Origin of the sequence: Parvibaculum sp., assembly GCF_030651915.1 — a bacterium.
GTDB lineage: Bacteria > Pseudomonadota > Alphaproteobacteria > Parvibaculales > Parvibaculaceae > Parvibaculum.
Map to the genome: position 1 here is coordinate 700,790 of NZ_JAUSBV010000005.1, position 23,728 is coordinate 724,517.

The following is a 23,728-nucleotide window of genomic DNA, read 5'->3' on the forward strand; positions in this document are numbered from 1 at the left end:
TCAACCGCCAGCCAGATTAGCGAGAGCGCGATTGCTCAGCGGGTCGTTTGTCGGGCGTTCGTCCGGATCCATGTGTGGCACCGGCACGATGCAATGCGGTGTGAGCGGCAGCGTCACGGTCACGACCGTGCCCCGATCGACCTCGCTTTCGATCACCATGGCCCCGCCGTGGAGTTCAGCCAGCGAACGCACCAGCGCAAGGCCAAGGCCGGTGCCTTGCTTGCTCAAGGCAGCATTTGTCGCCACCTGCTCGAAGGGTTTCCCCAATCGCGCGATCTGGTCGTGCGGAATGCCGCGTCCGTTGTCTGACACGGCGATGCTTATTCCGATTGTTGTTTCCTTCACCGACACCGACACCTTGCCGCCCGAAGGCGTAAACTTGATCGAGTTCGAGAGCAGATTGAGCATGATCTGCTTCAGTGCACGCTCGTCGGCAACAATCTCGTCGACCATCAGATCGGGTGCCACATTCATAGTGAGCCCGATGCCGTTCTCCTCGGCGCGACCGCGCACAAGGCGCAGGCTCGAATCCAGCAGGGAACGCAAGTTCACAGGCTCCAGATGGAGGTTGTATTTTCCAGCCTCAATCTTGGACATGTCCAGAATGTCGCTGATGAGATCGAGAAGCAGCGCGCCGCTTTCATTGATGAGTTGCGCATATTCGAGATAACGCGCATGGCCAAGCTGGCCGAACATCTGCATCCGCAGAATTTCCGAGAAGCCGATAATCGCGTTGAGCGGCGTCCGGAGTTCATGGCTCATATTGGCGAGAAAGCGCGATTTGGTGCGATTGGCCGCTTCGGCGTGCTCACGCGCGTCCATCAGCTCCTTTTCATGCCGCTTGCGTTCGCCGACATTGCGGCTGATGCCAACGATCTCGGTCGTTCGTTGACCGGCCGCGTCGCGCGCGGCGCTCATCGTCGTTTCAAGCCACACGTAGGTGCCATCCGCGTGCAGGAAACGATAGTCGAACTGTACCTGGCGACCCTTGACGGCACACTCGATGAAGGCAGACCGGACGCGCGGAAAATCGTCCGGATGAATCATTGCCTCTTCGATGGGATTGCCGATGAATTCCTCAGGGGCCCGGCCCAGGATCGACTCGACGACCGGCGAAATGAAAATGACGCGCGCCTCCGTGTCGTAATGCGCGACGATGTCCGATGCTTGCTCGGTCATCAAGCGGTACCTGGCTTCGTTGGCTCTCAGCGCGAGCTCGGCTTCGATTTCCTCCGTCACATCTTCCGCAAGTCCTACCAACGCGCCGATCTCACTGTGGGCGTCGCCCTCGGCATAGGCATGGGTCTTGATATAGCGATAGTCGCCGTCGTCGGCGCGGAACCGCGTGACGCAGTTGACCGGCTCCTGCGTTTCGAAGGCATCGAGAAATTTCGACAGCAGTTCGTCGCGGTCGTCGGGATGCACGAGATGCTCGTACCAGTCGCCGCCACGCGGCAACTGCGTTTCGCCGCGCCCGAGTATGCGGGCAACGCCCCGCGACCATTGTGGCGCCGGTTCGCCCTTGACCCAGCGCCAGATTCCGAATCGCGCCAACTGCTCGGCTTCGCGCAATTGACTCTCCAGCCGGTGTGTTTCCGTGACGTCGCGTGAACAGCAGAGAATGCCCGCGACGTCCGGATCAGCCAGCAAATTTCGGGCGCGCACTTCCATGCGGCGCCATGTGCCATTCGCATGCGGCAGACGAACAATCTCCATGGTGGAAGATTCGGATACACGGATACATTCTTCGAATCGTTTTTGCAGCCGTTCACGATCATCGGGATGGACCAGATTGAAAATGGAGTACCCGATCAGATGTTTTTCCGAGGCGCCCACGACTTCGCGAACCGCGGGACTTTGGTACGTGATTAGGCCATCGCGATCCAGAATCGTCAGGATGTCGCCGGCGTTCTCAACAAGGGCGCGATAGAATCGTTCGACGGAGCGCGGGCCATCGCCGGTGCATGCCGAGATGCGCCCGTCGTTAGCCGGCTCCTCCTCGGCGGAACGATCCATGCCTGCTCCCTAAATCCGGCTCCTGCCGGCCACCGTCACACGACCGATCGGCTCAAGCGTGACGGGTAGATGCTAGGCTGATTTGTTTAACGTTCTCTTCTGTCGGACTTGCAGATTCACGCGATCTTAACCGTGTTTTGTGGCCGCTTCAGTCCGTCCGCTGCACAATCTCCCAGGCGTGGTCCGCCAACATGCGGCAGGCATCGCCCATGGTTTTTGCGCGCTCCGAGCTTGCGTTGCCGTCGAGGCCGCGCTTGTAGACACCCTGCGCGATGGCCGCGAGGCGGAAGATTGAGAAACCGACATAGAAATTCCAGTCCGCGATTCCGTCACGGCCCGTCCGCCGGCAATAGTCGGCGACATAATCCTTTTCGCGCGGGATGCCGCTCGTCTCGAAATCGACGCCGACCAGCGTGCCGGCCGTGCCTGTGTGATAGAGCATGCAATTATAGCCAAGATCGGCCAGCGGATGGCCGATGGTCGACAATTCCCAGTCCAGCACCGCGATCATCCGCGGTTCGGTCGGATGATACATGCTGTTTTCGAGCCGGTAGTCGCCATGCGCGATGCTGGTCGAATCGTCGGCCGGAATGTGATCCGGCAGATAGGCGATCAGTTGTTCCATCGCCTCGACATTGTCGGTCTGCGAGCCGCGATACTGTTTGATCCAGCGTCCTATCTGGCGCTCGAAATAGTTCCCCGGCCGTCCATAGTCGGCAAGGTCGATCGCCGCATAGTCGACATTGTGCAGCCGCGCGAGATTTTCGTTCATGTTGTCGTAGATCGCGGCGCGCTCTTCGCGGCTCATGCCCGGCAGCGTCGGGTCGCGGAAGATGCGGCCTTCGAGAAATTCCATGATGTAGAAGGACGTACCGATGACGCTTTCGTCCTCGCAGAGCGCATACATATGCGGCACGGGCACGTCGGTTTCGGCAAGCGCCTTCATCACGCGATACTCACGGTCGACCTGATGGGCGCTTGCCAGCAATTGTCCCGGCGGCTTCTTGCGCATCACATAGCGCTTGCCACCGCCCGCGCCCGCCGTCGTCAACATGAATGTGGGGTTGGATTGCCCGCCTTCGAACTGACGCACTTCGAGCGTGCCGCCAAAGCCCGCCACGGCGTCGCGACACCAGGTTTCGAGACGCTTCACATCAAAGCGATGTGCCTCGCGGATTGCCGTCGTTTCGTCGGCGGCCTGATTTGAGACCTCATTGTCGGCCATGAGCGTTGTCTCCCCTCTTCCGAATAACTGTTGGGAGAGACTTAGCATGCAGGCCCGGATGGGCAAAGACAGTGTGCCTTAGGCGGCGTCCTCGGCGGGCTTGAAACCCTCGCCCATCGTGCCGTCGACCCGGCGCTTGCGGGCATTATGCACGAGGTCGCCCGGGCGATCGTCGGTGTCCGGGCGCGACGTCGCCATGCGGATCACGTCGGCGTAGCTTTCCTTGGTCTCGATCCGCGGTCCATAGCCGTTGGCGATCAGAAAGGCACGGGCCTTGGGCAGATTGTAGCAAGGCACCCACATCATCAGATGATGCTCGACGTGATAGTTGACCCAATAGGGCGCAACAATGGCGCGCGCAAGCCAACCTGCCTTTGTGGTGCGGGCCTGACGGAACGGGTCATTGTCGTCGGGCACCATGGCATGTTCGGCGATGTTGCGGATGCGCGTGATCGCCTGCTGCCAGGTCAGGAAGGGCACCAGCCAGAGAATGAAATAAAGATACCAGTGGCCTGCCGCGGCCAGCACCGCGAAGATCGCAAGCTGCGCCGCCGTCGCGCGGCCAAGCTTGCTCCAATAGTGCTGCAGACGCTGCTTGAGCGGCCATTCGGACTTGCCGAGCGCATTGAGAATTTGCGCCTTGCGCTGCTGATAACCGGTCTGGCCCGTCAGGTCGCGGATCATCTTGCGGCGGAAGCTCTTGCGCGTGATCGGGAACGGGGCGGACAACACAAGGTCGGGGTCTTCGGGTTGCTGCGTATGTGCGTGATGCTGCAGGTGATAGCGGCGATAGGCCAGCGTCTCTGCCATCATCGGATAGGCGCAGAGCCACTGACTCAGAAACATGTTGAGCTTCTGGTTGTGCGTCAGGATGCCGTGGGCGCCGTCATGCATCAGGATCGCGAGGCCGAGCTGGCGCGCGCCGATGATCATGACCGCGAGGATGTAGGTCAGCGGATTGGGAAAGGCGACGAAGACCGCCATCGCGCCGAAGATGACGGTCCATGCGTGCACGACCTGAAAGGTACCGCGCCAGTCCGAACGGTGCCGGACGATGGCAAGCTGCGCGGGGGTGAAAAGTTCTTTCGCCGTGCTCATACCGTTGCTCTCCGTTCGATCTTTCTGGCTTTCCGGTCGGGCTGTGCCACGCCGACGCCGGCGAGGCAGAAGGCGACAATTTCGTCGACGATGCGTTCGGGGTCTTTGTCGAGGTCCTGCGATTGCGGCGCCAGCGGACCGATCAATGCCGTCGGGATGGCGCCGGCGATGCAGGCGGCGGCGATCTTCGCATTCATCGGCGGCAGCTCGCCGGCCTCGATCCCGTCTTCGAGGATGCGGGAAAAAATTTCGGCATGGGTGCGGCGGAAGAAGGCGCGCTCCTCGGCCAGATTGGCGTCGACCGGTTCGGCCAGCAGCGCATAGGCAAGCCTGCGCCCCTTGACAGCGCGGCCCGCGAATGTGCGCAGGACTTTCACAAGGCGCGTTCGCGCCGGCTCGTCGCCGCTCGCGATGGTCGCCAGCAGACCCATCTCCTGCGACGAGACCTCGCGAAAGATCTGGCGGCAGAGCTCTTCCTTGGACGAGAAGTAGCGATAGATCGTGCCGGTGGCGACGCCGGCGCGGCGCGCCACTTCGCTCACCTGCGCGGCGGCGAAACCGCCTTCGGATACGAGATCGCGCGCGGCATCGAGAATGCTGCGCCGCGTGTCGGCAAGCCGGGCTGAAACCTTGTCTGTCTGGCGATAGGCCAAGATATGAACCTCAATTCATTTCAAGAAATGAACCATGGTTCACGCCCCCCTGTCAAGCGTTCGGGGAGCGTCGATAGAGCTCAATCGGCCGCGCGCAGGACCGGGCCGAAGCCGCTCAAGGGCTTGTTCTGTTTGGCTTTTTCCGGCGCAACCTGCCGCACCTCAACAAGATCTGCCCAATGGGGCTGACCGCTGAAGGCGGCCGCGGCGATGGCGGCCTGATGGAGCCATTCTCTCAGCATCCTGTTCATCGATGCCTCCTTATGTTGCGTTGCAGCATATCTAACCATGCAGTGCAGAAATTCAAGTGGCACGGACTGCGTCAAAAGCGCATATCGGGTTGCACGGGAAAGGCAGCGACTCGCTTATGGTTCTGCGGCATAACCCGGAACTCCGAATGCCGGTCCGCCCATGAACCCCGCCGCGCCCGATCATCCGTCTACAGAAGAGGACAGTGCCGCCGCGCTGTTCCGGCTGCGCGATTTCCGGTTTTACATTTCGGGGCGTTTCCTCGGCACGCTGGCGATGATGATCCAGTCGGTGGCGGTCGGCTGGCAAGTCTACGACATGACCGAAAGCGCGATGGCGCTCGGCATGGTGGGGCTGGCGCAATTCCTGCCGATGGTGCTGATCACCCTGCCCGCCGGCGACGTTGCCGACCGCGTCGACCGGCGGTTGATCGTCGCGGTGGCGGCGGCTCTGGAAGCGGCGGCGGCCGGCTGGCTGATCGTGCTCTCGCTGCTCGGCACGAATGAGGTGATCTGGTTCTACGCGGCGCTGGCGCTGTTCGGCACCGGCCGCGCCATCATGGCGCCGGCCTCGCGCAGCTTCGTGCCGCTGATCGTTTCGAGCCGGCAGATGCCGCGCGCCATCGCGGTCAGCTCGTCTTCGTTCCAGATATCGGTGATCGCCGGGCCGGCGCTGGGCGGCTTTCTCTACCTCTTCGGACCGGTGGCGGCCTATGGCACCGCCTTTACCGGTTTCCTGATCGTCGCCGTCGCCTTCCTTGCGATGAAGGTACGGCCGGCGCCGCTGCCGGAAGGGCCCGCCGTCTCGGCCATTCACCGGCTGACGGCCGGGATTTCCTTCATGCGCCGTTCGCCGATCGTCTTCGGCGCGATTTCGCTCGATCTCTTCGCGGTGCTGCTGGGCGGCGCGACGGCGCTCTTGCCGATCTTTGCGCGCGACATTCTGGCGGTCGGACCGCAAGGGCTCGGCATCATGCGAGCGATGCCGGCGGCGGGCGCCATCGTCGTCAGCCTGCTGCTGATCTGGCGGCCGATCCGCGCGCGCACCGGACATGTCATGTTCGCCTGTGTGGCGGTGTTCGGCATTGCCACCATCGCCTTCGGCCTGTCGCGCGATTTCGGATTGACGCTGATGGCGCTGGCGCTGATGGGCGCCTCCGACATGATCAGCGTCAATATCCGTTCGACGCTGGTGCCGCTGGCAACGCCGCAGCCGATGCTGGGCCGCGTGTCGGCGGTCGAGATGTTGTTCATCGGCGCTTCGAACGAGCTTGGCGAGTTCCGTGCCGGCGTGTCGGCGGCGCTGTTCGGCACGGTGCCGGCGGTGCTGATCGGCGGTATCGGTACGCTTGGCGTCGTCGGCCTGTGGATGTGGCTTTTCCCGGCGCTGCGGACGGTCGACAAGTTCGAGGACGTCAAACCGAAGCAGAGCGGCTAGAGGAATTGTCCGGCGACGATGGCGGCAAAGAGGATGAAGCCGAAGTCGCGGTTGCTGCGAAAGAGCTGCAAACAAAGGGACGGATCGTCGATGTCGAGACGCCGGATCTGGCGGACGAGATGCGCCGCGGCACCCGCCAGACCGATCCAGAAAAGAATTCCGAGGCCTGCCAGCGCGCCGGCGGCCGCGAAGCCCAGAAGCGCCGCGCCGTAGAAGAGCCACATCCATTTGTATGTTGCGGCACCGAGCCGAAGCGCGCTCGAACGGACGCCGACGATCGCATCGTCTTCGCGGTCCTGATGGGCGTAGATGGTGTCGTAGCCGACGGTCCAGAAGACCGCACCGAGATAAAGCGCGACGGGCGCCAGCGAAAGCCCGCCCGTCACCGCCGCCCATCCCATCAGCGCGCCCCAGTTGAAGGCGAGGCCCAACACGATCTGCGGCCAGTCGGTGAGGCGTTTCATGAAGGGATAGATCGCGACCAGCGCCAGCGAGGCGAAACCGAGCCATATGGCATAAGCATTGAGCGCGAGCAGCACGGCGAGGCCGACAAGACATTGTGCGACAAGGAACGCCCATGCGGCGGGCAACGAAATCGCGCCCGACGGCAAGGGCCGCGACCGCGTGCGCGCAACGGCGGCGTCGATGTCGCGGTCGACGATGTCGTTATATGTGCAGCCGGCGCCGCGCATGACGATGGCGCCGAGGGCGAAAAGCGCCAGCAGCCAGGCGTTTCGCCAATCCTCCGTGGCCAGAGCAACCGACCACCAGCAGGGCAGCAGCAAGAGCCAGGTGCCGATGGGACGGTCGGCGCGGGCCAGGCGCAGAAAGGGGCGCGCGAAGGCGGGCGCGCTTGTGTCGACCCAGTTTTCGGGCGGCGCATCGGCGACGGGAGCGGGAGCGGAATCAGTCATCGGACACTCGGCTGGGGCTTCGATTCGGCATGCCGGCATGATGCCACGGCGCGCCCGAACGGGGATTTGTGACAGCGATTGTGACAGCGGAATCGGGCTCAGACCCCCCCTCTGTCACGAAACTGTCATAAAACTGTCACAAACGGATTTATCCCCGACTTATCCCGCAAACGGCGCCAAATTCATGCTGCAGTGCAGCGCGGAGGTTCGACACGGCGCGAACTTCATTTTCGATGGTTTGCCGTGAAGGCAACAGGTGGACGCATATTCGAGAGTCGATTTGCACCCACGGCAATGAAATTTGCATTGCCGGGGCGGCAAGTTTCTCATGGGTCGATCCGGATGAGGCCCGACGGGGGAGCGGATTCGAGCAGCGCCGGCAGGTGACGCTTCAGCGACGAGGGAAAAAAGATATCCCCGCTCGCCTGGAGGGCCGGCAGCGCCCACCAGCGCAGCTCGCGGATCACCTCGCGCTCGAGACCGGTCCAGCCGGCGGTGGCGAATTCCGATTTGTCGGTATGGGCGACGAAGAAGGTCTCCTGCAGCAGCCGCTTCTCGCCGCGGACGGTCAGAATATGTTCCGTGTACCACACGGGGCGCCCGAGGCGGGCGTCAGCGAGGCCCGTTTCCTCGGTGAGTTCGCGGCGCGCCGCCACTTCGAGCGCTTCGCCGGGCTCGACGGCGCCGCCGATCGTCACCCAATAGGCGTCGCGCAAGACCGCGCCGTCGGCGCCACCGACCGCGGGGTCGTGCATGCGGATCAGCAGCAGGCGCTTTGCAGCGTCGAAGAGCAGGATGCGGGCGGTGAGACGGGGGCGCATGGGCAAGACGGTAACGAAGTTGGGCGGGCAAGGGTATGTGGAAGAAGAAAGGGGTTCACGCAGAGACGCAGAGGGGTTTTGGTTCTATATACGTCATTGCCTTGCTTGCACGCGCAATGACGATCCATGAAAACGACGCCCCATGACCCGCCCCGCCGACCCCGACACTGACGACAATCCGCGCTGTGCCAGCGGCAAGGCGCGGCTTTTTGTCGAGGGGGAATTGCGCGCGGGTGCGGCGCTGACGCTCGACGCCGATCAATCGCATTATCTCATCAATGTGCTGCGCATGGGCGCGGGTGACGGCGCGCTGCTGTTCAACGGGCGCGACGGGGAATGGGCGGCGCGGATCGCGCAAGCGCACAAGAAGCATTGCGTGCTGGAGCTCACCGCGCGGACGCGGGCGCAGGAACCCCTGCCCGACATCTGGCTGCTCTTTGCGCCGGTCAAGAAGGCGCGGCTCGATTTCATCGCCCAGAAGGCGACCGAGATGGGGGCCGCCGTCATCCAGCCCGTCGTCACGGCGCGAACCGTGGTGACGCGGCTGAAGGATGAGCGGCTGCAGGCCAATGCGGTGGAGGCGGCCGAGCAATGCGGGCTTGTGGCGGTGCCGGAGGTGCGCGGGGCGGCGAAGCTTGGCAGCCTGCTGGAGCGCTGGGACGCGATCGCGCCGGGGCGGCGCATTCTCTTCTGCGACGAGGGCACGGCGCCCGGCGGCGCGCGGGCGGCGCTCGAGCGGCTTGCGGGCGACGGCTGGCGCGGGACGCCGCTGGCGGTGCTGGTGGGGCCCGAAGGCGGGTTTTCGCCGGAGGAGCGGGAGATGCTCCGCTCTCGGAGCGATACGGTGGCGCTGTCGCTCGGGCCCCGCATCATGCGCGCCGACACGGCGGCCATCGCGGCGCTGGCGGTGGTGGGGTTGATGCTGGGGGACTGGTGAGAAAAAATTGGTCGGCGTGGCCCGGTATCCCACCCGCCCCTGGGGGGCGGGTCGAAAAATTCGAGCTTGCGAAGAATTTTTCGGGGAGGGGGAAGCGTTGTGTCGCAGAATATCTCGCGCGCGCCGAACATGACGCATGCGCCGCGCCCCCGCCCCGAAATTTGTTTCGCTGACGCTCCACAAATTTCGACCCGCCCCCCAGGGGCGGGTGGGACGTGACTGCCGACCTGCGAGCCCCTACTCTCCTCTTCGCTTCCTGCCCCTACTCTTTCGTTTTCCTCCAACCCGCCGACAGAGAAAATGACATCCATCCAATCCCTCACCATTGCCGTTGCCGGACTGGGGCAGCGGATTGCGACCGTGATCCGGCATCTTCATGCGGCGGCGCCGGGGGTGCGCGTTGCCGGTTATTGCGATCCGGCGCCGGTGGGCCTCAAGTCGCTCGAAAAGCGCGGCATTGCGGCCGGCGAAAGTTTCGCCAGCGTCGAGGCGATGCTGGCGGCGGTGAAGCCCGACCTGCTGATGGTCGGCTCGCCCAATCATCTGCATCTTCCGCATATCAAGGCGGGGCTTGCGGCCGGTGTGCGTATCTTTTCCGAAAAGCCGGTGGTGCGCAGCGAGGAGGAGACTTGGGAGCTGGCGCGGCTGCTCGCGGGTCATGGCGAGGCGTCGGTGATTGTCGGGCTGGTGCTGCGTTCCTCGCCGCTGGTCGCCGCCGTGCGCAAGCGGCTGTCGGAGGCGGCGTTCGGACGGCTGGTCAGTTTCGAGGGCAACGAGCATCTGCATCCCGAGCATGGCGCCTTCCTGATGCGCGACTGGCGGCGGCACGAGCGCCACGGCGGTTCGTTCCTGCTCGACAAATGCTGCCACGATTTCGATCTCTACCGGCTCTTTGCCGGGGCGCTGCCGGCGCGCGTCGCCAGTTTCGGCGGGCGGTCGATCTTCACCCCCGACAATGCGGGGATGGCCGAGCGGCGCTATGCGAGCGGCGATCCGGCCTATGCGCAGTGGCGCGCCGGCTGGAACAGCGGCAATGACGCCTTTGCATCGGACGCCGATGTCGCCGACAACCAGGTGGCGCTGGTCGAATATCAGAACGGCGTGCGGCTTGCCTTTCACGCCAACACGCATGCGGGGCTGATGCAGCGGCGCTGGTATTTCGCCGGCACGGGCGGGGCGATGGAGGCCGATCTCGTCACCAATCGCCTCACCTTCCGCGACGCGCTGGGCGCCGACGATCCGCAGACGGAAGATATGGGGCTCGGACCGGAGGCACATTACGGCTCCGACCCTGCGATGGGGCGCGACCTTGCCGCGCATCTCCTTGAGGGCGCGCCCTTCCCGGTGCAGGTGCGCGACGCGATGGTGGCGGGGCTGACCGTGATGGCGGTCGACCGTGCGATGCGCGAAGGGACGGTGGTCGATTGCGGGGCGCTGTGGGAGAGGCTGGCGACGGAGATGGGGCGGGGGTGAGATTTTCGGGCGGCGGGTGGTCGTCTAGTCGAATGCCGGAAGAAGATCGTTCCGCGGTTCTCTCAACGCATGCCAGATCGTTTCGACAATCTCGTCTGTCTTGAGCAGCACGTCATTGTTCCAGAAACGCAGCACCGCATAACCCTCATTGTTGAGCCAATTCGTTCGGCGCGCATCGCGCGCAAGGCCCGTCGGCTCATTGTGCTGTCCGCCGTCGACTTCGATGACAAGCTTGCGCTCGAGACAGACGAAATCCGCGACGTAATTTCCGATACGATGCTGGCGTCTGAAATGGAATCCCAGCGCGTTGCTCCGCAATCGGCTCCAGAGGCGGCGCTCCGCGTCCGTCATACTTTTTCTGAGATGACGTGCCTGTGCATCGGGCATGTCGTCAATCTACCACCCTCCCCTTGGGGGAGGGTGGAAGTGAAGTTCAGCGGAGACTTTGTGACGCCCTCACGCGCTTCGGCCCCGCGCCTCGATGGGCCAGATGTCGACGAGGGTGTCGCCGCGGACGACGTGGTAGGCGTCGTAGAGGTTGACGGTCGGGTCGCAGTGCGGGGTCATGGCCGTCAGTGTACTGCCGATTTCGAGCCGGGTGCCGTCGGGGAGCAGGATGCCGCCCTGTTCGTCGCCGAAGAAGAAATAGCCCGCCCCTTCCGGCGCGCCGGAGAGCAGTATGGGCGGGTCGGCGTCGGTCGAGAAGGATTTGAAGCCGGCATCCGTCGTCGCCAGGTTTTTCGTGTTGGCGGAGACCACCGTCATCTGCACCGAGAGCGCGGTTTCGAAGGGGAAGCTCGCGCCATTGCCCTGCGCGACGTCGTGATACTGCTTGTCCATGAAGATGTAGGAGCCGCCCTGCAGCTCGGTCAGCACATTTGCTTCCGGGTCGATGTTGTAAGTGCCGGTGCCGCCGCCCGAGACGATGTCGCAGGGCAGGCCCTTTTCCTTCAGCATGTCGCGCATCTCGCCCAGCACCTTCATCGCGGCCAGCGATTTTTCGCGGCGCTCGGCGAAGTCGTGAATATGCATCAGGTGGCCGGCATAGGCCTGGAGGCCTTTCAGTTCGAGCGTGTCGGCGGCGTCGGCCAGTTCGGCCAGCGCCAGCGCGTCGGCGCCGGGGCGGATGCCGGTGCGGTGCAGGCCGACATCGAGATCGATCAGCAGTTTCAACGGGCGGCCGGCTTCCGCCGCGGCGGCAGCCAGCGCGCGGACATTGAGCGGATTGTCGACGACGACCATGAGGTCTGAAATTTTTCCGTTGAGCGCCATCAGCCGTTCGATGGCTTGCGCGGTGACGACCGGCGAGGTGATCAGGATGCTTTCAATTCCGCCTTCCTTGTCTTTTGCCGCCATCGCTTCGGCCTCGCCGAGCTTGGCGCAGCAGATGCCGATGGCGCCGGCGGCGATCTGTGCCTTTGCCACCGCCAGCGATTTATGCGTCTTGGCATGAGGACGGATCGCCAGGCCCGCGGCCTTGCCGTGTTCGGCCATGCGGGCGACATTGCGCTCGAAGGCGTCGAGATCGAGCACGAGGGCCGGCGTCGCCAGCTTCGCGCGCGATCCCGGCTTGCCAATCAGGGCCCTGTTCGTTTCCAATGCGCCGTTCATGCCGTTCTCCCCCGCCGGTTGCCGGGGCATCCTAAGGGGGGCGCGGGCGCGGCACAAACGGGCGCTGCCGGTGTGGATGCGGGAATTCCGGGCCTGCCGGTTTTGGCCTGCCATGTGCAAAAATGTTAGCGTCGGGCGGTTGTCCATTCGAAGGGGGAGACAAATCATGGATACGATCACGCTGCCGGCCCTGATGGTGCTGGCCTCGCTTTCGGCCGGGGCGCCGGAAGCCGAGATCAGCAAAATACCGGCGCCGCAGCAGTTCGCTTCGGCAACCTGTTCGCTGAGCGGCCAGCAACGGGTGGGCCCGCGCAAATACTGCTATTACGATTGTGGCGGGACGACGCGCACCATCGTCGTGGCCGCCGGGCGCACCTGCGCCTTCACCATCCGGCGATAGGCCAGACGAAAGATCATGGCAAAAGCTCAAGGCGCGGCGGCGCAAAAGGCGGCGGGACCGGACAAGCGGGAACTCATTGTCTCGGCCGCGCTCGACCTTTTTCGCCATTACGGCTACCGGCGCACCTCGATGGAGGATATTGCGCGGGCCGCCGCCGTCGCCAAGGGCACGCTCTATCTCTATTTCAAAAGCAAGGACGAGCTTTTCGAGGCGATCTGCCGCTCGCTGGCCGAACAGATCGCCGAGGGCGTGACGGCGGCCGAGGCGCTTGAGCTGCCGCTGGAGCCGAAACTGACCGCGCTGATGGAGGCGAAATTCGGTTTCGCCTATCGCTGGGTGCTCTCAAGCCCGCATGCGGCAGAACTGATGGAATCGAGCAGCCGGCTTTCGACCGATTTCTTCGAACCGGTGACGCAGCAGTTCCGCAATGCGGTGCTGAAGCTGATCCGCGAGGGCACGGCACGCGGCGAACTCAACCCGAAAGCCGCCGGCCTCACCCAGGAAGCCGCCATGGACGCCCTGATCGCGGCGGCCTATGGCGCCGAGAAGTCGCCCGACGAGGCCACATTCAAGGCGCGGCTGGCCGCCATCATGCGGCTGACGCTGCGCGGCCTCAGGGCCTGAGGCCCTGTGCGGGCTCCCAGCCCGCGACATCGAGTTCGGGATTGACGGCCCAGCGGCCGGGCGCCCGGCCCGCTTCGCGATGGGCCTTCAGGACAGCGGTGAATTCGTCGCGCGGAATTTCGCGCATGCCGAGGGCCGCCAGATGGCCGGTCATCGCCTTGCCGTCATTGAGGACGAAGCCCCATTCGGCGAGATGGCGATTGAGGGTCACGAAGGCGATCTTCGAGGTGTCGCGGGCATGCGCGAACTGGCTTTCGGTGAAGAATGTGCCGCCCGAAGCGACGCCATAGAGCCCGCCGGCCAGATTTCCCTCGTCGTCCCAGACCTCGACCGAATGCGCATGGCCGGCGCGATGCAGCGCGCTGTAGGCAGCCATGAAGCGCGGCGTGATCCAGGTCAGCACCGGTCGGCCCGGCCGCGGCGCGGCGCAGCCTCGCATCACCGCGTCGAAGGCGGTGTCGAAGGTGACGGTGAATTTCTTCTGGCGCAGCACGCGGCGCAGGCTTTTCTCGATGCGGCTTTCGCCAAGGAAGAGGACCGCGCGGCGCGCCGGCGTCCACCACTTGACCGGGCCGATGTGGCACCAGGGATAGATGCCCTCGGCATAGGCCGCGACAAGGCGATCAACCGACATCGGCCCGCCGATATCGACCAGGCCGTCCGGCAGGGTCAGCGCCTTGTCGGGCCGGCGCTGGAAGGGCGCACCGGGGACATGGACCAGCTTTTCGGCCGCCAGGCGCAGAAAGCCCAGCGGATGGGCCAGGCGGTGCGGCCGCGCCGCATAGGCCAGCGCCATCACTCCGTTGACGAGCGGTTTCAGGACATCGGCCCGGTCCATCCGTTTCAAAGTGACACGATCGATCGCCTGCATGGCTGGCCTCCAAATTGCTCCCCGTATCCATTCAAGAGCGAGGCCACTTCAAGGGGGCAAGGACAGCATGACAAAGGCACGGAGCGATCCCGAACAGGTAAACGCCGTGTGGCTGCGGCCTTTCCGGCTGTCGGTGCTGCTGTGGCTCGCCTCCTTGGCCGTGATCGCGGCTGGAATTTTCCGCGAATGGTATGTGTTCCAGTTCGGGACCGAGAGTTTCCTGAAAGATCTCCGGCATATCGCGCTCAATGCCGAATATTGCCTGCCGGCCTGGTATTCCTCGCTGCTGCTGATCGCGGCGGCCGGGTTGCTGGCGCTGGCAACCGCCTCGGCGGCGCGCAACCGCGAGCGCTACCTGTTCCACTGGGCGGTGCTGGCGATCATGTTTGTCGGCCTGTCGGCCGACGAGGCGACCGGCGTGCACGAGGTTCTGATCGAACCGATGCACGCGGAGATGGGTCTCAGCGGCATCTTCCATTTCGGCTGGGTGATCCCCGGCGCGATCCTGGTGGGCCTGGTGGGGCTTGCCTATCTCCCCTTCCTGCTGGCCCAGCCCGGCCGGACGCAGGCCGTCTTCTTTGTGGCCGGCGCGCTTTATGTCGGCGGGGCGCTCGGCATGGAGATGGTCGGCGGCTATCTGCTGACGCTGTATGGCGAGACAAGCCTGGCCTATATCGCCGCCTTCACGGTCGAGGAGAGCCTCGAAATTCTCGGCGCGACGCTGTTCGTGACCGGGCTGATGGGACATCTCAAGCGACAGTATGGCGGCGCGGGGCTGGTTATTGCCTGACCTCGGCCTGACCGCCCCCCCCCCTGAATCGGGCCGCAGGCGCCGCGGCGGCGCTTGACAGCGGGCCCGCGGGCTCCTATCTGTCCTTTGCGCCTTTGGCACTCATTGCGTCTGAGTGCTAACAGAGCCAAAAAATCAAGAATTTTCCGCAGTTTAGCGGTTTGAGATACAGGAGAAGCCAGAGATGAAATTCCGTCCTCTGCATGACCGCGTCGTCGTTCGCCGGGTCGAGGAAGAATCCAAGACCGCCGGCGGGATCATCATCCCGGACTCGGCGCAGGAAAAGCCCTCGCAGGGCGAAGTGATCGCGGTGGGCCCGGGCGCCCGCGGCGATGACGGCAAGATCATCGCGCCGGACGTCAAGGTCGGCGACCGGGTGATCTTCGGCAAGTGGTCGGGCACCGAGGTCAAGATCGACGGGGAAGACCTGTTGATCATGAAAGAGTCCGACATCATGGGTGTGCTGGAAGGCGCGGCCAAGAAGAAAGCCGCTGCGTAAGGCTCGCAACCGGATACCGGTCGCGGGCTTTTTTTATGGCCCTCGCGACCGCTCGTTCCGTTTCATGAATTCAGAAGGATCCAGACAAAATGGCTAAGGAAGTCAAATTCGGCCGCTCGGCCCGCGAGAAGATGATCCGCGGCGTCGACATTCTCGCCGATGCGGTGAAGGTGACGCTCGGCCCGAAAGGCCGCAACGTCGTGATCGAAAAGTCGTTCGGTTCGCCGCGCTCGACCAAGGACGGCGTGACGGTCGCCAAGGAAATCGAGCTTGAAGACAAGTTCGAGAACATGGGCGCGCAGCTCGTCAAGGAAGTCGCTTCGCGCACCAATGACACGGCCGGCGACGGCACCACCACCGCGACCGTGCTGACGCAGGCGATCGTGCGCGAAGGCGCCAAGGCCGTTGCCGCCGGCATGAACCCGATGGACCTAAAGCGCGGCATCGAGATCGCCGTGCGCGCCGCCGTCGAAGACATCACCAAGCGTTCGAAGAAGGTGAAGTCGAACGACGAAGTGGCGCAGGTCGGCACGATTTCGGCCAATGGCGAAAGCGAAATTGGCGCGATGATCGCCGAAGCGATGGCCAAGGTCGGCAATGAAGGCGTCATCACGGTGGAAGAAGCCAAGTCGCTCGACACCGAGCTCGAGGTCGTCGAAGGCATGCAGTTCGACCGCGGCTACCTGTCGCCCTATTTCATCACCAATGCCGACAAGATGATCGCCGAGCTCGAAGAGCCGCTGATCCTGCTGCACGAGAAGAAGCTGGCGAGCCTCCAGGCGATGCTGCCGGTGCTCGAAGCCGTGGTGCAGTCGGGCCGTCCGCTGCTGATCATCGCCGAAGACATCGAGGGCGAGGCGCTGGCCACGCTCGTCGTCAACAAGCTGCGCGGCGGCCTCAAGGTCGCGGCCGTCAAGGCGCCGGGCTTCGGCGACCGCCGCAAGGCGATGCTCGAAGACATCGCCATCCTGACCGGCGGCCAGGTGATCTCCGAAGATCTGGGCATCAAGCTCGAATCGGTGACGCTCGACATGCTCGGCAAGGCCAAGCGCATCTCGATCACCAAGGATGACACCACGATCATCGACGGCTCGGGCAAGAAGAAGGACATCGAAGGTCGCGTCGGCCAGATCAAACGGCAGATCGAGGACACGACGTCCGACTACGACAAGGAAAAGCTGCAGGAACGCCTGGCGAAGCTCGCCGGCGGTGTGGCCGTGATCAAGGTCGGCGGCGCCACGGAAGCGGAAGTGAAGGAGCGCAAGGACCGCGTCGACGACGCGCTCAATGCCACCCGCGCGGCCGTTGAAGAAGGCATCGTTCCCGGCGGCGGCACGGCGCTGCTGCTGGCCTCGAAGGCGGTCGGCAAGCTCGTCAACGAGAATGCCGACATCCAGGCCGGTATCGCGATCATCCGCAAGGCGCTCGAATCGCCGATCCGGCAGATCGTCGAGAATGCCGGCGTCGAAGGCTCGATCGTCGTCCAGAAGGTGCTTGAAGCCAAGCAGGCCAACTGGGGCTTCGATGCGCAGAAGGAAGAGTATTGCGACCTCGTGGCCGCCGGCATCATCGACCCGACCAAGGTCGTGCGCACGGCGCTCCAGGACGCAGCCTCGATCGCCGCGCTCCTCGTCACCACCGAAGCCATGATCGCCGAAGCGCCGAAGAAAGATGGCGGCGGCGCCGGCGGCGGCATGGGCGGCGGCGGCATGGGCGGCATGGGCGGTATGGGCGGCATGGACTTCTAAGTCCGGCACTCAAACGCCTCGGAAATGCGAAGGGCCGGTGGAAACACCGGCCCTTTTGCTTTGCGACGGACGGCCGCTAGACTGCCGCCAACAGAAATTCAAACCGGGGTGGCCGCCAGATGGACTTCTCCTTCTCCGAACAGGACGAACAGTTCCGCATCAAGGTGCGGGACTTTTTCGAACATGAATATCCGCGCGCGACCGTCGAGAAGATGGCGCGCGGGGCGTCGCCGGCGAAAGCCGATTACCAGACATCCGAACGCGCCATGGCGGCGAAGGGCTGGCTCGCCGTCAACTGGCCGAAGGCCGATGGCGGCACCGGCTGGACGGCAAACCAGAAATATATTTTCGACGAGGAGCTCGAGCGCGCGGGAGCGCTGAACGTCGTGCCGATGGGCCTCCTCTATGTGGGGCCCGTGATCTATACGTTCGGCACCGAGGAACAGAAGCAGCGCTTCCTGCCCGGCATTCTCGACAGCAGCATCTTCTGGGCGCAGGGCTATTCCGAACCCGGCTCGGGCTCCGACCTCGCCTCGCTGCAGGCCAGTGCCGTGCGCGCGGGCGCGGACTACATCGTCAACGGCACCAAGATCTGGACCAGCCTGGCGCAACATGCTGACTGGATTTTCTGCCTGCTGCGCACCTCCCACGAAGAAAAGAAGCAGGAGGGCATCAGCTTCCTCCTGATCGACATGAAAACGCCGGGGATCACGGTGCAGCCGATCATCACCATCGACGGCAAGCATTCGCTCAACAGCGTGACGTTTGAAAATGTGCGCGTGCCGGCCGAGAACCGCATCGGCGAGGAAGGCAAGGGCTGGCATTACGCCAACTACCTGCTGGGGCATGAGCGCACGTCCTACGCGCATGTGGCCGGCAAGCGGGCGCAGCTTGCCGATATTCGCGCCGCGGCACAGGCGCGGGGGCTGCTCGACGATGCGGCTTTCGCGCGCAAGCTCGGCGATCTTGAAACGCGGCTCGACGCGCTTGAAATCACCGTGCTCAGGACGCTCTCCTCGGTTGCCGAGGGCGGCGCGCCGGGAAACGAATCCTCGATCCTGAAAATTATCGCGACCGAGCTGGCGCAGGACATCACCGAGCTTGGCATGGAGGCTTACGGGTTCTATGCCCTGCCCGCCTTCCCCGATGCGGTGGCGCCCGACTGGACCCACAACACGGCGTTGCCGGCCGGCGCGGCGCCATCCGTCGCGCGCTATCTCGGGGCGCGGGCGCAATCGATCTATGGCGGCTCCAACGAAATCCAGAAGAACATTATTGCGAAGCGGATTTTGGGGCTTTGAGGCGAGGGAATTGACTCGCGGCGCGCGCGGGTCTTAACTCCCCTCACTTCCGGTCGTACATATCTTCCGCGCGACTGGCGATATCAGATGGGTCACCATCGGGGAGCGCGGAGACTGATCTTCAGCCGATCGCCTGGGCAGCACTTCAAGATGCTGGCCGGGCGTTTTTGTTTTCAGGCTCGAAGGAGACGACCCATGACCGCCTCACCCGAACGCGCAAGACTGGCGCAATCCGACAACGAGATTTTCCTGGCGCTGAAAGGCGAAGAGGCGCGGCAGCGCGCCGAGCTCGAACTGATCCCGTCGGAAAACTACGCCTTTCCCGAAGTGCTGACGCTGCTCGGTTCGGCCTTCACCAACAAATATTCGGAAGGCTATCCGGGCCGGCGCTACTATGGCGGGCAGGAATTTACCGACCGCATCGAAAACCTCGCCCGCGACCGCGCCAGGGCCCTTTTCCGCGCCGAACACGCCAATGTGCAGCCCTTGTCGGGCTCGCCGATGAACCAGGCGGTTTATCTGGGGCTGCTCGAACCCGGCGACACAATTCTGGCAATGGATCTTTCGCATGGCGGGCATCTGACGCATGGGGCGCCGGTTTCCCATATGGGCCGGATCTTCAACTTCGTGCGCTACAAGACCGATCCTTCGAGCGGCGCCATCGATTTCGAAGCGCTGCGCGATGTTGCCCGCGCGACGCAGCCGAAGCTCGTCGTCTGCGGCTATTCCTCCTATCCGCGCGATTACGACTATGCCGATTTCAAGCGCGTGGCGGATGAGGTGGGCGCGCTGACCATGGCCGATGTTTCGCATATCGGTGGGCTGATCGCGGCCAATGTGGTGCGCAATCCGCTCGATGCCGGCTTCGATGTGATGACGACGACGACGCACAAGTCGATGCGCGGTCCGCGCGGCGGGCTCATTCTCTGTAAAGAGCAGTTCGCCAAAAAGATCGATGCCTCGGTGTTTCCGGGCTTGCAGGGCGGCCCGCACATGAACCAGGTGGCGGCGACCGCGCTGACGCTGAGGCTCGCGGCGATGCCGGCCTTCCAGGATTATGCGCGCCAAGTGCTGACGAACGCCAAGGCGCTGGCCGCCGCGCTGATGGACCGGCAGGTCAAGCTCGTCACCGGCGGCACCGACAATCATCTGCTGGTGATCGACACCGTGCAGAGTTTCGGTCTCGACGGCGCCAAGGCCGAAGCGGCGCTCGACCGCGTCGGCCTGACCGTCAACAAGCAGGTGATCCCCGACGACCCCAACCCGCCGATGCGGCCCTCGGGCGTGCGGCTCGGCACGCCGGCGCCGACGACACGCGGCATGGGGCAGACGGAAATGGAAGAGATTGCCGCGATCATCGCCGAGACGCTGGCGGCGGGTGGCGAGGCGGCGGCCGAAACGAAACTCGCCGCCCGCACGCATGCGCTGACAGCAAGGTTTCCGGTGCCGGGGCTTTAGGCGGACAGAAACCCGCCGACTTCGCCCTGCAGCAAACGGCGATATTCGGCCAGCAGCCGGTCGCCCTCCTTGCGCTCGACGGCGATCGCAAGGCGGACGGCGGCGCCGGTCAGTTGCATGGTCAAAAAGCAGACGGTGGAGAAGCGCGCGCGCTCCTTGCGCGGCACCAGATGTTTCAGTGCTTCGGCGACGACGCGCGCATTGGCGCGGCTGTCCTCGATGTCGAGCGCCTGCAGCGCCTTGTCGGACTGCGTGCCCGACCAGATGTCGCGCACCACCGGCTCGTCGAGAAAAATCGCGTAATAATCGACGAGCAGACGGTCGAGGCGCAGGAGCGCCTCATCGCGCGTGGCGACGTTTGCCAGGCTTTCGGCAATGCCGGCGCGCACGCGCTCGGTGATGCGCTCGGCCAGCGTTTGCAGGATCGCCGCCTTGTCCGGGAAATACTGATAGAGCGAGCCGATGGGCACGCCGGCGCGCTCGGCGACCTCGGTCATGCGGACCGCATCGCTGCCGGTTTCGGCGATCAGATCGCTGGCGGCGGCCAGAATCCGCTCGACGCGTTCCAGCGCCCGGGCCTGGGTCGGCTTGCGGCGCCGGGCTGTGACCTCGCTCATGCTGGTTTCCGTTTTCACTTTGCGCTTGCGCGCCAAAATATGAGGGTCTATCACTTATCACAAATATGAGGATTATTCACTTTATTCGGGAGCGGGCGATGAGCGAAACAGGCCGGGTTTGCGTGATCGGCGGCGGACCGGCGGGGCTCGCCCTGGCGCGGAGCTTCCTGCGCCACAGCATTCCCTTCGACGTCTATGAGCGGCATTCGGATGTCGGCGGCTTGTGGGACCGGACCAATCCCGGCTCGCCGGTCTACGATTCGGCGCATTTCATTTCGTCGAAAACGCAGTCGCATTATCACGACTTCCCGATGCCCGAGAGCTATCCCGACTATCCCTCGGGGAAACAGATTCACAGCTATATGCGCGACTTCGCCGATGCCTACGGGCTTCGCGATCACATCCGCTTCGGCGTCTCGGTCGAGCAGACCGCGCTGCAGCCCGACGGCTCATGGCAGGTGACGCTGTCGAGCGGCGAGACGAAGCGCTACGCGGCGCTGGTCTGCGCCAATGGCACCAACTGGCATCCGTCGATGCCCGACTATCCGGGTCATTTCACCGGCGAGATGCGGCACGCCGTCACTTTCAAGTCGATGGACGAATTCAAGGGCAAGCGCGTGCTCATCATCGGCGCCGGTAATTCCGGTTGCGACATCGCCTGCGATGCGGCGAAGGCCGCCGACAAGGCTTTCATCAGCCTGCGCCGCGGCTATCACTTCCTGCCAAAGCATCTTTTCGGCATTCCGGCCGATGTTTTCGCGCATGAGGGGCCGCATCTGCCGATGTGGCTGACGCAGCGCATCTTCGGCCTCATATTGCGCATCCTCAATGGCGACCTGACGCGGCTCGGCTTGCAGAAGCCCGATCACCGGTTGTTCGAGACGCATCCGATCCTCAACACGCAATTGCTGCATTATCTCGCGCATGGCGACATCGCGGCCAAACGCGACGTGGCGCGCTTCGAGGGCAAGACCGTTCATTTCCAGGACGGCACGTCGGAAGAAATCGACCTCATCATCTGCGCCACCGGCTACACTTGGAAAGTGCCTTATGTCGACCCGGCACTCTTTTCGTGGAAGGGCGGCAAGCCCGATCTCTATATGAACCTGTTCAGCCGCACGCAGCCGACGCTTTACGGCCTCGGCTTCATGGAAACCAATGGCGGCGCCTACAAGCTCTTCGACGAAATGGCCGATCTGATCGCCCGCACCATCATGGCGCGCGCGCAAGGCAATGCGGCGCTCGACACGCTGATCGCAAGCGACCGGCCGGACCTTACCGGCGGCATCAAATTCGTCGGCTCGGACCGCCATGCCACCTATGTCGAGATCGACGCCTACCGCAAACAGATGACCCGGATCCGCAAGCGCTTCGGCTGGCCCGACCTCGCGGATGGCTGCTTCGACGGCTTGCGCGTTCGCGGCGCAAAGCAGGCGGCATGAAGGCGCTGGTCACCGGGGCGGGCGGCGGCATCGGCGCGGCGATTGCGCGCGCGCTCGATGCGCGCGGCTGCCGCCTGATCCTTGTCGACCGCGAGATGGCGCTGCTCGATACAGTGGCCGCCGGGCTGAAGACGCCGCCTGAGAAGCTCACCTGCGACCTCTCCTCGCGCGACAGCGTCGAGATGCTTTGCGCCGCGATCGCGCGCGATCACGCCGATCTCGACGTGCTGATCAACAATGCCGGCATCGGCATACCGGGCGCCGTCGCCGATCTCGATCAGGACCTGCTCGACCGCCATCTTGAAATCAACCTGCGCGCGCCGGTGCGGCTGATGCGTGCGGTGGCGCCCCTGATGATCGCGCGGGGCAAGGGTGCGATGGTTGCGACCGTCTCGCTTGGCGGCATCATTTCGCTCAAGGACAGCGCCATCTATTCGGCCTCGAAATTCGGGTTGCGCGGGTTTCTTGCCGGCTTCCACCAGGAAATGACCGCGCATGGCGTCAAGGTGTCGGGCGTCTATCCGGCGGCGGTCGACACGCCGATGCTGCATCACGAGGCGCTGCATGGCGGCTCGGTGCTGAACTTCGTCGACAAGGTGATGACACCGGAGGCGGTGGCTGCGGCGACATTGCGCGCCATCGACAGCGGCAAGCTCGAAATCTATGTGCCGTGGAGCGCCAGCATTCTCGCGCGCTTCTTCGGCACCTTCCCCTGGATGATCAAGCCGCTGCTGCCGCTGATGGAAAGGATCGGCGAGAAGGGCCGCCTAAAATTCATCGCGCGCAAGGGTTTCTCAGCCGACTAGCAGCGTCAACCCGCGCGCGATCAGAATGGCGCCGAGCACGAAGAGGATGTAGCGGCTCCAGCTCTTGAACTGGCCGTCATTCATGCGGTCGAGCGCGATCTTGCCGAGCGTCGTGCCGAGCATGGCGAGTGGCGCGACCATCACATAGACCCACCACGGCAATCCGGCTTCGGGCAGCAGATGCACGGCCAGCGCGCCGAAATAAAGCAGCTTGGTCAGATGCTGCAGCGTCTGCGTGACGGCCTTGGTGGCGACGATCTGGTGGCGCGTCAGCGGACTGCGGACAAAGAAGACATCGAGGATCGGCCCGGCGACGCCCGCCGTCAGCGTCAGCGCGGTGACGACGAAACCGCTGGCGACCGAAACCATGCGCTTTGTCACGTCGAGGCCCCAGCTGGCCGGGATCGCAAAGGCGACAAAGGGGATCGCGCCCAGCACCAGCAGCACCGTCGCCTCGTCGGGCACGAAGCTCACCAGCAGGAAGAGCGCCAGCGCCGCGGCGGCGCCCACCATGTTGGTCGCAACGATCGACCAGACAATGTCGCGCCGGTTGATGACCGCGCGGTAGCCATTCGACACCGCCTGGGTCACGCCATGCAGCATCATCGCCGCGCCGACCGGGAAGGCGATCACCAGAAAAGCCATCAACACCATGCCGCCCGCCATGCCGAAAATGCCGGATAGCGTCGCCGTCACGAGGACCACAAGGGCGGTGACGGCGGCAAGCATGGGTGTCAT

The 23,728-nt window shown here is 64.1% G+C and carries 24 protein-coding genes and 1 riboswitch; of the genes, 12 read left to right on the top strand and 12 right to left on the bottom strand.

The features are described 5' to 3' along the window. The 5 genes from Q7V31_RS07725 to Q7V31_RS07745 form a co-directional block, all read right to left on the bottom strand. The gene (locus tag Q7V31_RS07725) at nt 1-2,016 is read right to left on the bottom strand and encodes a PAS domain S-box protein (protein WP_304733468.1); all 2,016 of its coding nucleotides are present in this window, start codon (nt 2,014-2,016) and stop codon (nt 1-3) included. A 148-nt stretch (nt 2,017-2,164) separates the two neighbouring features. Then, complete coding sequence (locus Q7V31_RS07730; protein ID WP_304733470.1) at nt 2,165-3,241, bottom strand: phosphotransferase; 1,077 nt, start codon at nt 3,239-3,241, stop codon at nt 2,165-2,167. A gap of 78 nt (nt 3,242-3,319) precedes the next feature. Next, nucleotides 3,320-4,339 (bottom strand): fatty acid desaturase family protein, encoded by a 1,020-nt coding sequence (locus tag Q7V31_RS07735; protein WP_304733472.1) that lies wholly within the window; start codon nt 4,337-4,339, stop codon nt 3,320-3,322. Continuing rightward, on the bottom strand, nt 4,336-4,992 hold the full coding sequence (locus Q7V31_RS07740; RefSeq protein WP_304733473.1) for a TetR/AcrR family transcriptional regulator: 657 nt from the start codon (nt 4,990-4,992) through the stop codon (nt 4,336-4,338). The genes Q7V31_RS07735 and Q7V31_RS07740 overlap by 4 nt, the downstream gene beginning before the upstream one ends. An 80-nt stretch (nt 4,993-5,072) precedes the next feature. Further along, complete coding sequence (locus Q7V31_RS07745) at nt 5,073-5,243, bottom strand: hypothetical protein (RefSeq protein WP_304733474.1); 171 nt, start codon at nt 5,241-5,243, stop codon at nt 5,073-5,075. 160 nt (nt 5,244-5,403) lie between these two features. Here Q7V31_RS07745 and Q7V31_RS07750 point away from each other — a divergent pair, with 160 nt between their 5' ends. Further along, nucleotides 5,404-6,678, top strand: a complete 1,275-nt coding sequence (locus tag Q7V31_RS07750; RefSeq protein WP_304733475.1) for an MFS transporter — start codon at nt 5,404-5,406, stop codon at nt 6,676-6,678. Here the strand turns inward: Q7V31_RS07750 and ubiA are convergent. Both ubiA and Q7V31_RS07760 read right to left on the bottom strand, forming a co-directional pair. Then, nucleotides 6,675-7,592, bottom strand: a complete 918-nt coding sequence (gene ubiA, locus Q7V31_RS07755; protein ID WP_304733476.1) for a 4-hydroxybenzoate octaprenyltransferase — start codon at nt 7,590-7,592, stop codon at nt 6,675-6,677. The two genes, Q7V31_RS07750 and ubiA, sit on opposite strands and share 4 nt — an antisense overlap. Nucleotides 7,593-7,918: 326 nt before the next feature. Beyond that, entirely contained in the window at nt 7,919-8,413 is a 495-nt protein-coding gene (locus tag Q7V31_RS07760; protein WP_304733478.1) for an NUDIX hydrolase, read from the bottom strand. 142 nt (nt 8,414-8,555) lie between these two features. Here Q7V31_RS07760 and Q7V31_RS07765 point away from each other — a divergent pair, with 142 nt between their 5' ends. Then, the gene (locus Q7V31_RS07765; protein ID WP_304733480.1) at nt 8,556-9,350 is read left to right on the top strand and encodes a 16S rRNA (uracil(1498)-N(3))-methyltransferase; all 795 of its coding nucleotides are present in this window, start codon (nt 8,556-8,558) and stop codon (nt 9,348-9,350) included. Nucleotides 9,351-9,650: 300 nt separating this feature from the next. Then, nucleotides 9,651-10,823: a Gfo/Idh/MocA family protein gene (locus Q7V31_RS07770; protein ID WP_304733481.1), complete on the top strand. Its 1,173-nt coding sequence runs from the start codon at nt 9,651-9,653 to the stop codon at nt 10,821-10,823. Nucleotides 10,824-10,847: 24 nt separating this feature from the next. Here the strand turns inward: Q7V31_RS07770 and Q7V31_RS07775 are convergent, their stop codons facing one another. Then, nucleotides 10,848-11,210, bottom strand: a complete 363-nt coding sequence (locus Q7V31_RS07775; RefSeq protein ID WP_304733482.1) for an endonuclease domain-containing protein — start codon at nt 11,208-11,210, stop codon at nt 10,848-10,850. A 69-nt stretch (nt 11,211-11,279) separates the two neighbouring features. After that, nucleotides 11,280-12,434 carry a DSD1 family PLP-dependent enzyme gene (locus Q7V31_RS07780; protein WP_304733484.1) on the bottom strand — a complete coding sequence of 385 codons (1,155 nt, stop codon included), beginning with the start codon at nt 12,432-12,434 and terminating at the stop codon, nt 11,280-11,282. Nucleotides 12,435-12,600: 166 nt separating this feature from the next. On the opposite strand from Q7V31_RS07780, the gene Q7V31_RS07785 reads away from it, so the two are divergent. Together Q7V31_RS07785 and Q7V31_RS07790 are read left to right on the top strand one after the other, a co-directional pair. After that, the gene (locus tag Q7V31_RS07785) at nt 12,601-12,834 is read left to right on the top strand and encodes a hypothetical protein (protein WP_304733485.1); all 234 of its coding nucleotides are present in this window, start codon (nt 12,601-12,603) and stop codon (nt 12,832-12,834) included. Between the two features lie 15 nt (nt 12,835-12,849). Further along, nucleotides 12,850-13,458 (top strand): TetR/AcrR family transcriptional regulator, encoded by a 609-nt coding sequence (locus Q7V31_RS07790; protein ID WP_304733486.1) that lies wholly within the window; start codon nt 12,850-12,852, stop codon nt 13,456-13,458. Here the strand turns inward: Q7V31_RS07790 and aat are convergent. Beyond that, entirely contained in the window at nt 13,448-14,329 is an 882-nt protein-coding gene (gene aat / locus Q7V31_RS07795; protein ID WP_304733487.1) for a leucyl/phenylalanyl-tRNA--protein transferase, read from the bottom strand. The two genes, Q7V31_RS07790 and aat, sit on opposite strands and share 11 nt — an antisense overlap. A 67-nt stretch (nt 14,330-14,396) precedes the next feature. Between aat and Q7V31_RS07800 the strand changes: the two genes are divergently transcribed. The 5 genes from Q7V31_RS07800 (at nt 14,397) to glyA (ending at nt 20,125) form a co-directional block, all read left to right on the top strand. Then, nucleotides 14,397-15,119, top strand: a complete 723-nt coding sequence (locus tag Q7V31_RS07800) for a hypothetical protein (protein WP_304733489.1) — start codon at nt 14,397-14,399, stop codon at nt 15,117-15,119. A 184-nt stretch (nt 15,120-15,303) separates the two neighbouring features. Beyond that, entirely contained in the window at nt 15,304-15,618 is a 315-nt protein-coding gene (groES, locus tag Q7V31_RS07805; RefSeq protein WP_304733490.1) for a co-chaperone GroES, read from the top strand. Nucleotides 15,619-15,707: 89 nt separating this feature from the next. After that, complete coding sequence (gene groL / locus Q7V31_RS07810) at nt 15,708-17,366, top strand: chaperonin GroEL (protein ID WP_304733492.1); 1,659 nt, start codon at nt 15,708-15,710, stop codon at nt 17,364-17,366. Between the two features lie 119 nt (nt 17,367-17,485). After that, a complete protein-coding gene (locus Q7V31_RS07815) occupies nt 17,486-18,667 on the top strand; it encodes an acyl-CoA dehydrogenase family protein (protein WP_304733493.1) in 1,182 nt (393 codons plus the stop codon). A gap of 60 nt (nt 18,668-18,727) precedes the next feature. Next, a riboswitch (ZMP/ZTP riboswitch) is annotated at nt 18,728-18,813 on the top strand. Nucleotides 18,814-18,862: 49 nt separating this feature from the next. Next, nucleotides 18,863-20,125, top strand: a complete 1,263-nt coding sequence (gene glyA, locus Q7V31_RS07820) for a serine hydroxymethyltransferase (RefSeq protein WP_304733495.1) — start codon at nt 18,863-18,865, stop codon at nt 20,123-20,125. Here glyA and Q7V31_RS07825 read toward each other — a convergent pair. Next, on the bottom strand, nt 20,122-20,742 hold the full coding sequence (locus Q7V31_RS07825) for a TetR family transcriptional regulator (RefSeq protein WP_304733496.1): 621 nt from the start codon (nt 20,740-20,742) through the stop codon (nt 20,122-20,124). The two genes, glyA and Q7V31_RS07825, sit on opposite strands and share 4 nt — an antisense overlap. A gap of 98 nt (nt 20,743-20,840) precedes the next feature. Here Q7V31_RS07825 and Q7V31_RS07830 point away from each other — a divergent pair, with 98 nt between their 5' ends. Beyond that, nucleotides 20,841-22,184, top strand: coding sequence for an NAD(P)/FAD-dependent oxidoreductase (locus tag Q7V31_RS07830; protein WP_304733498.1), 1,344 nt, complete (start codon nt 20,841-20,843; stop codon nt 22,182-22,184). Further along, complete coding sequence (locus Q7V31_RS07835; RefSeq protein WP_304733499.1) at nt 22,181-22,990, top strand: SDR family oxidoreductase; 810 nt, start codon at nt 22,181-22,183, stop codon at nt 22,988-22,990. Before Q7V31_RS07830 ends, Q7V31_RS07835 begins: the two co-directional genes overlap by 4 nt. Here Q7V31_RS07835 and Q7V31_RS07840 read toward each other — a convergent pair. Next, nucleotides 22,979-23,728, bottom strand: coding sequence for a TSUP family transporter (locus tag Q7V31_RS07840; protein ID WP_304733501.1), 750 nt, complete (start codon nt 23,726-23,728; stop codon nt 22,979-22,981). The two genes, Q7V31_RS07835 and Q7V31_RS07840, sit on opposite strands and share 12 nt — an antisense overlap.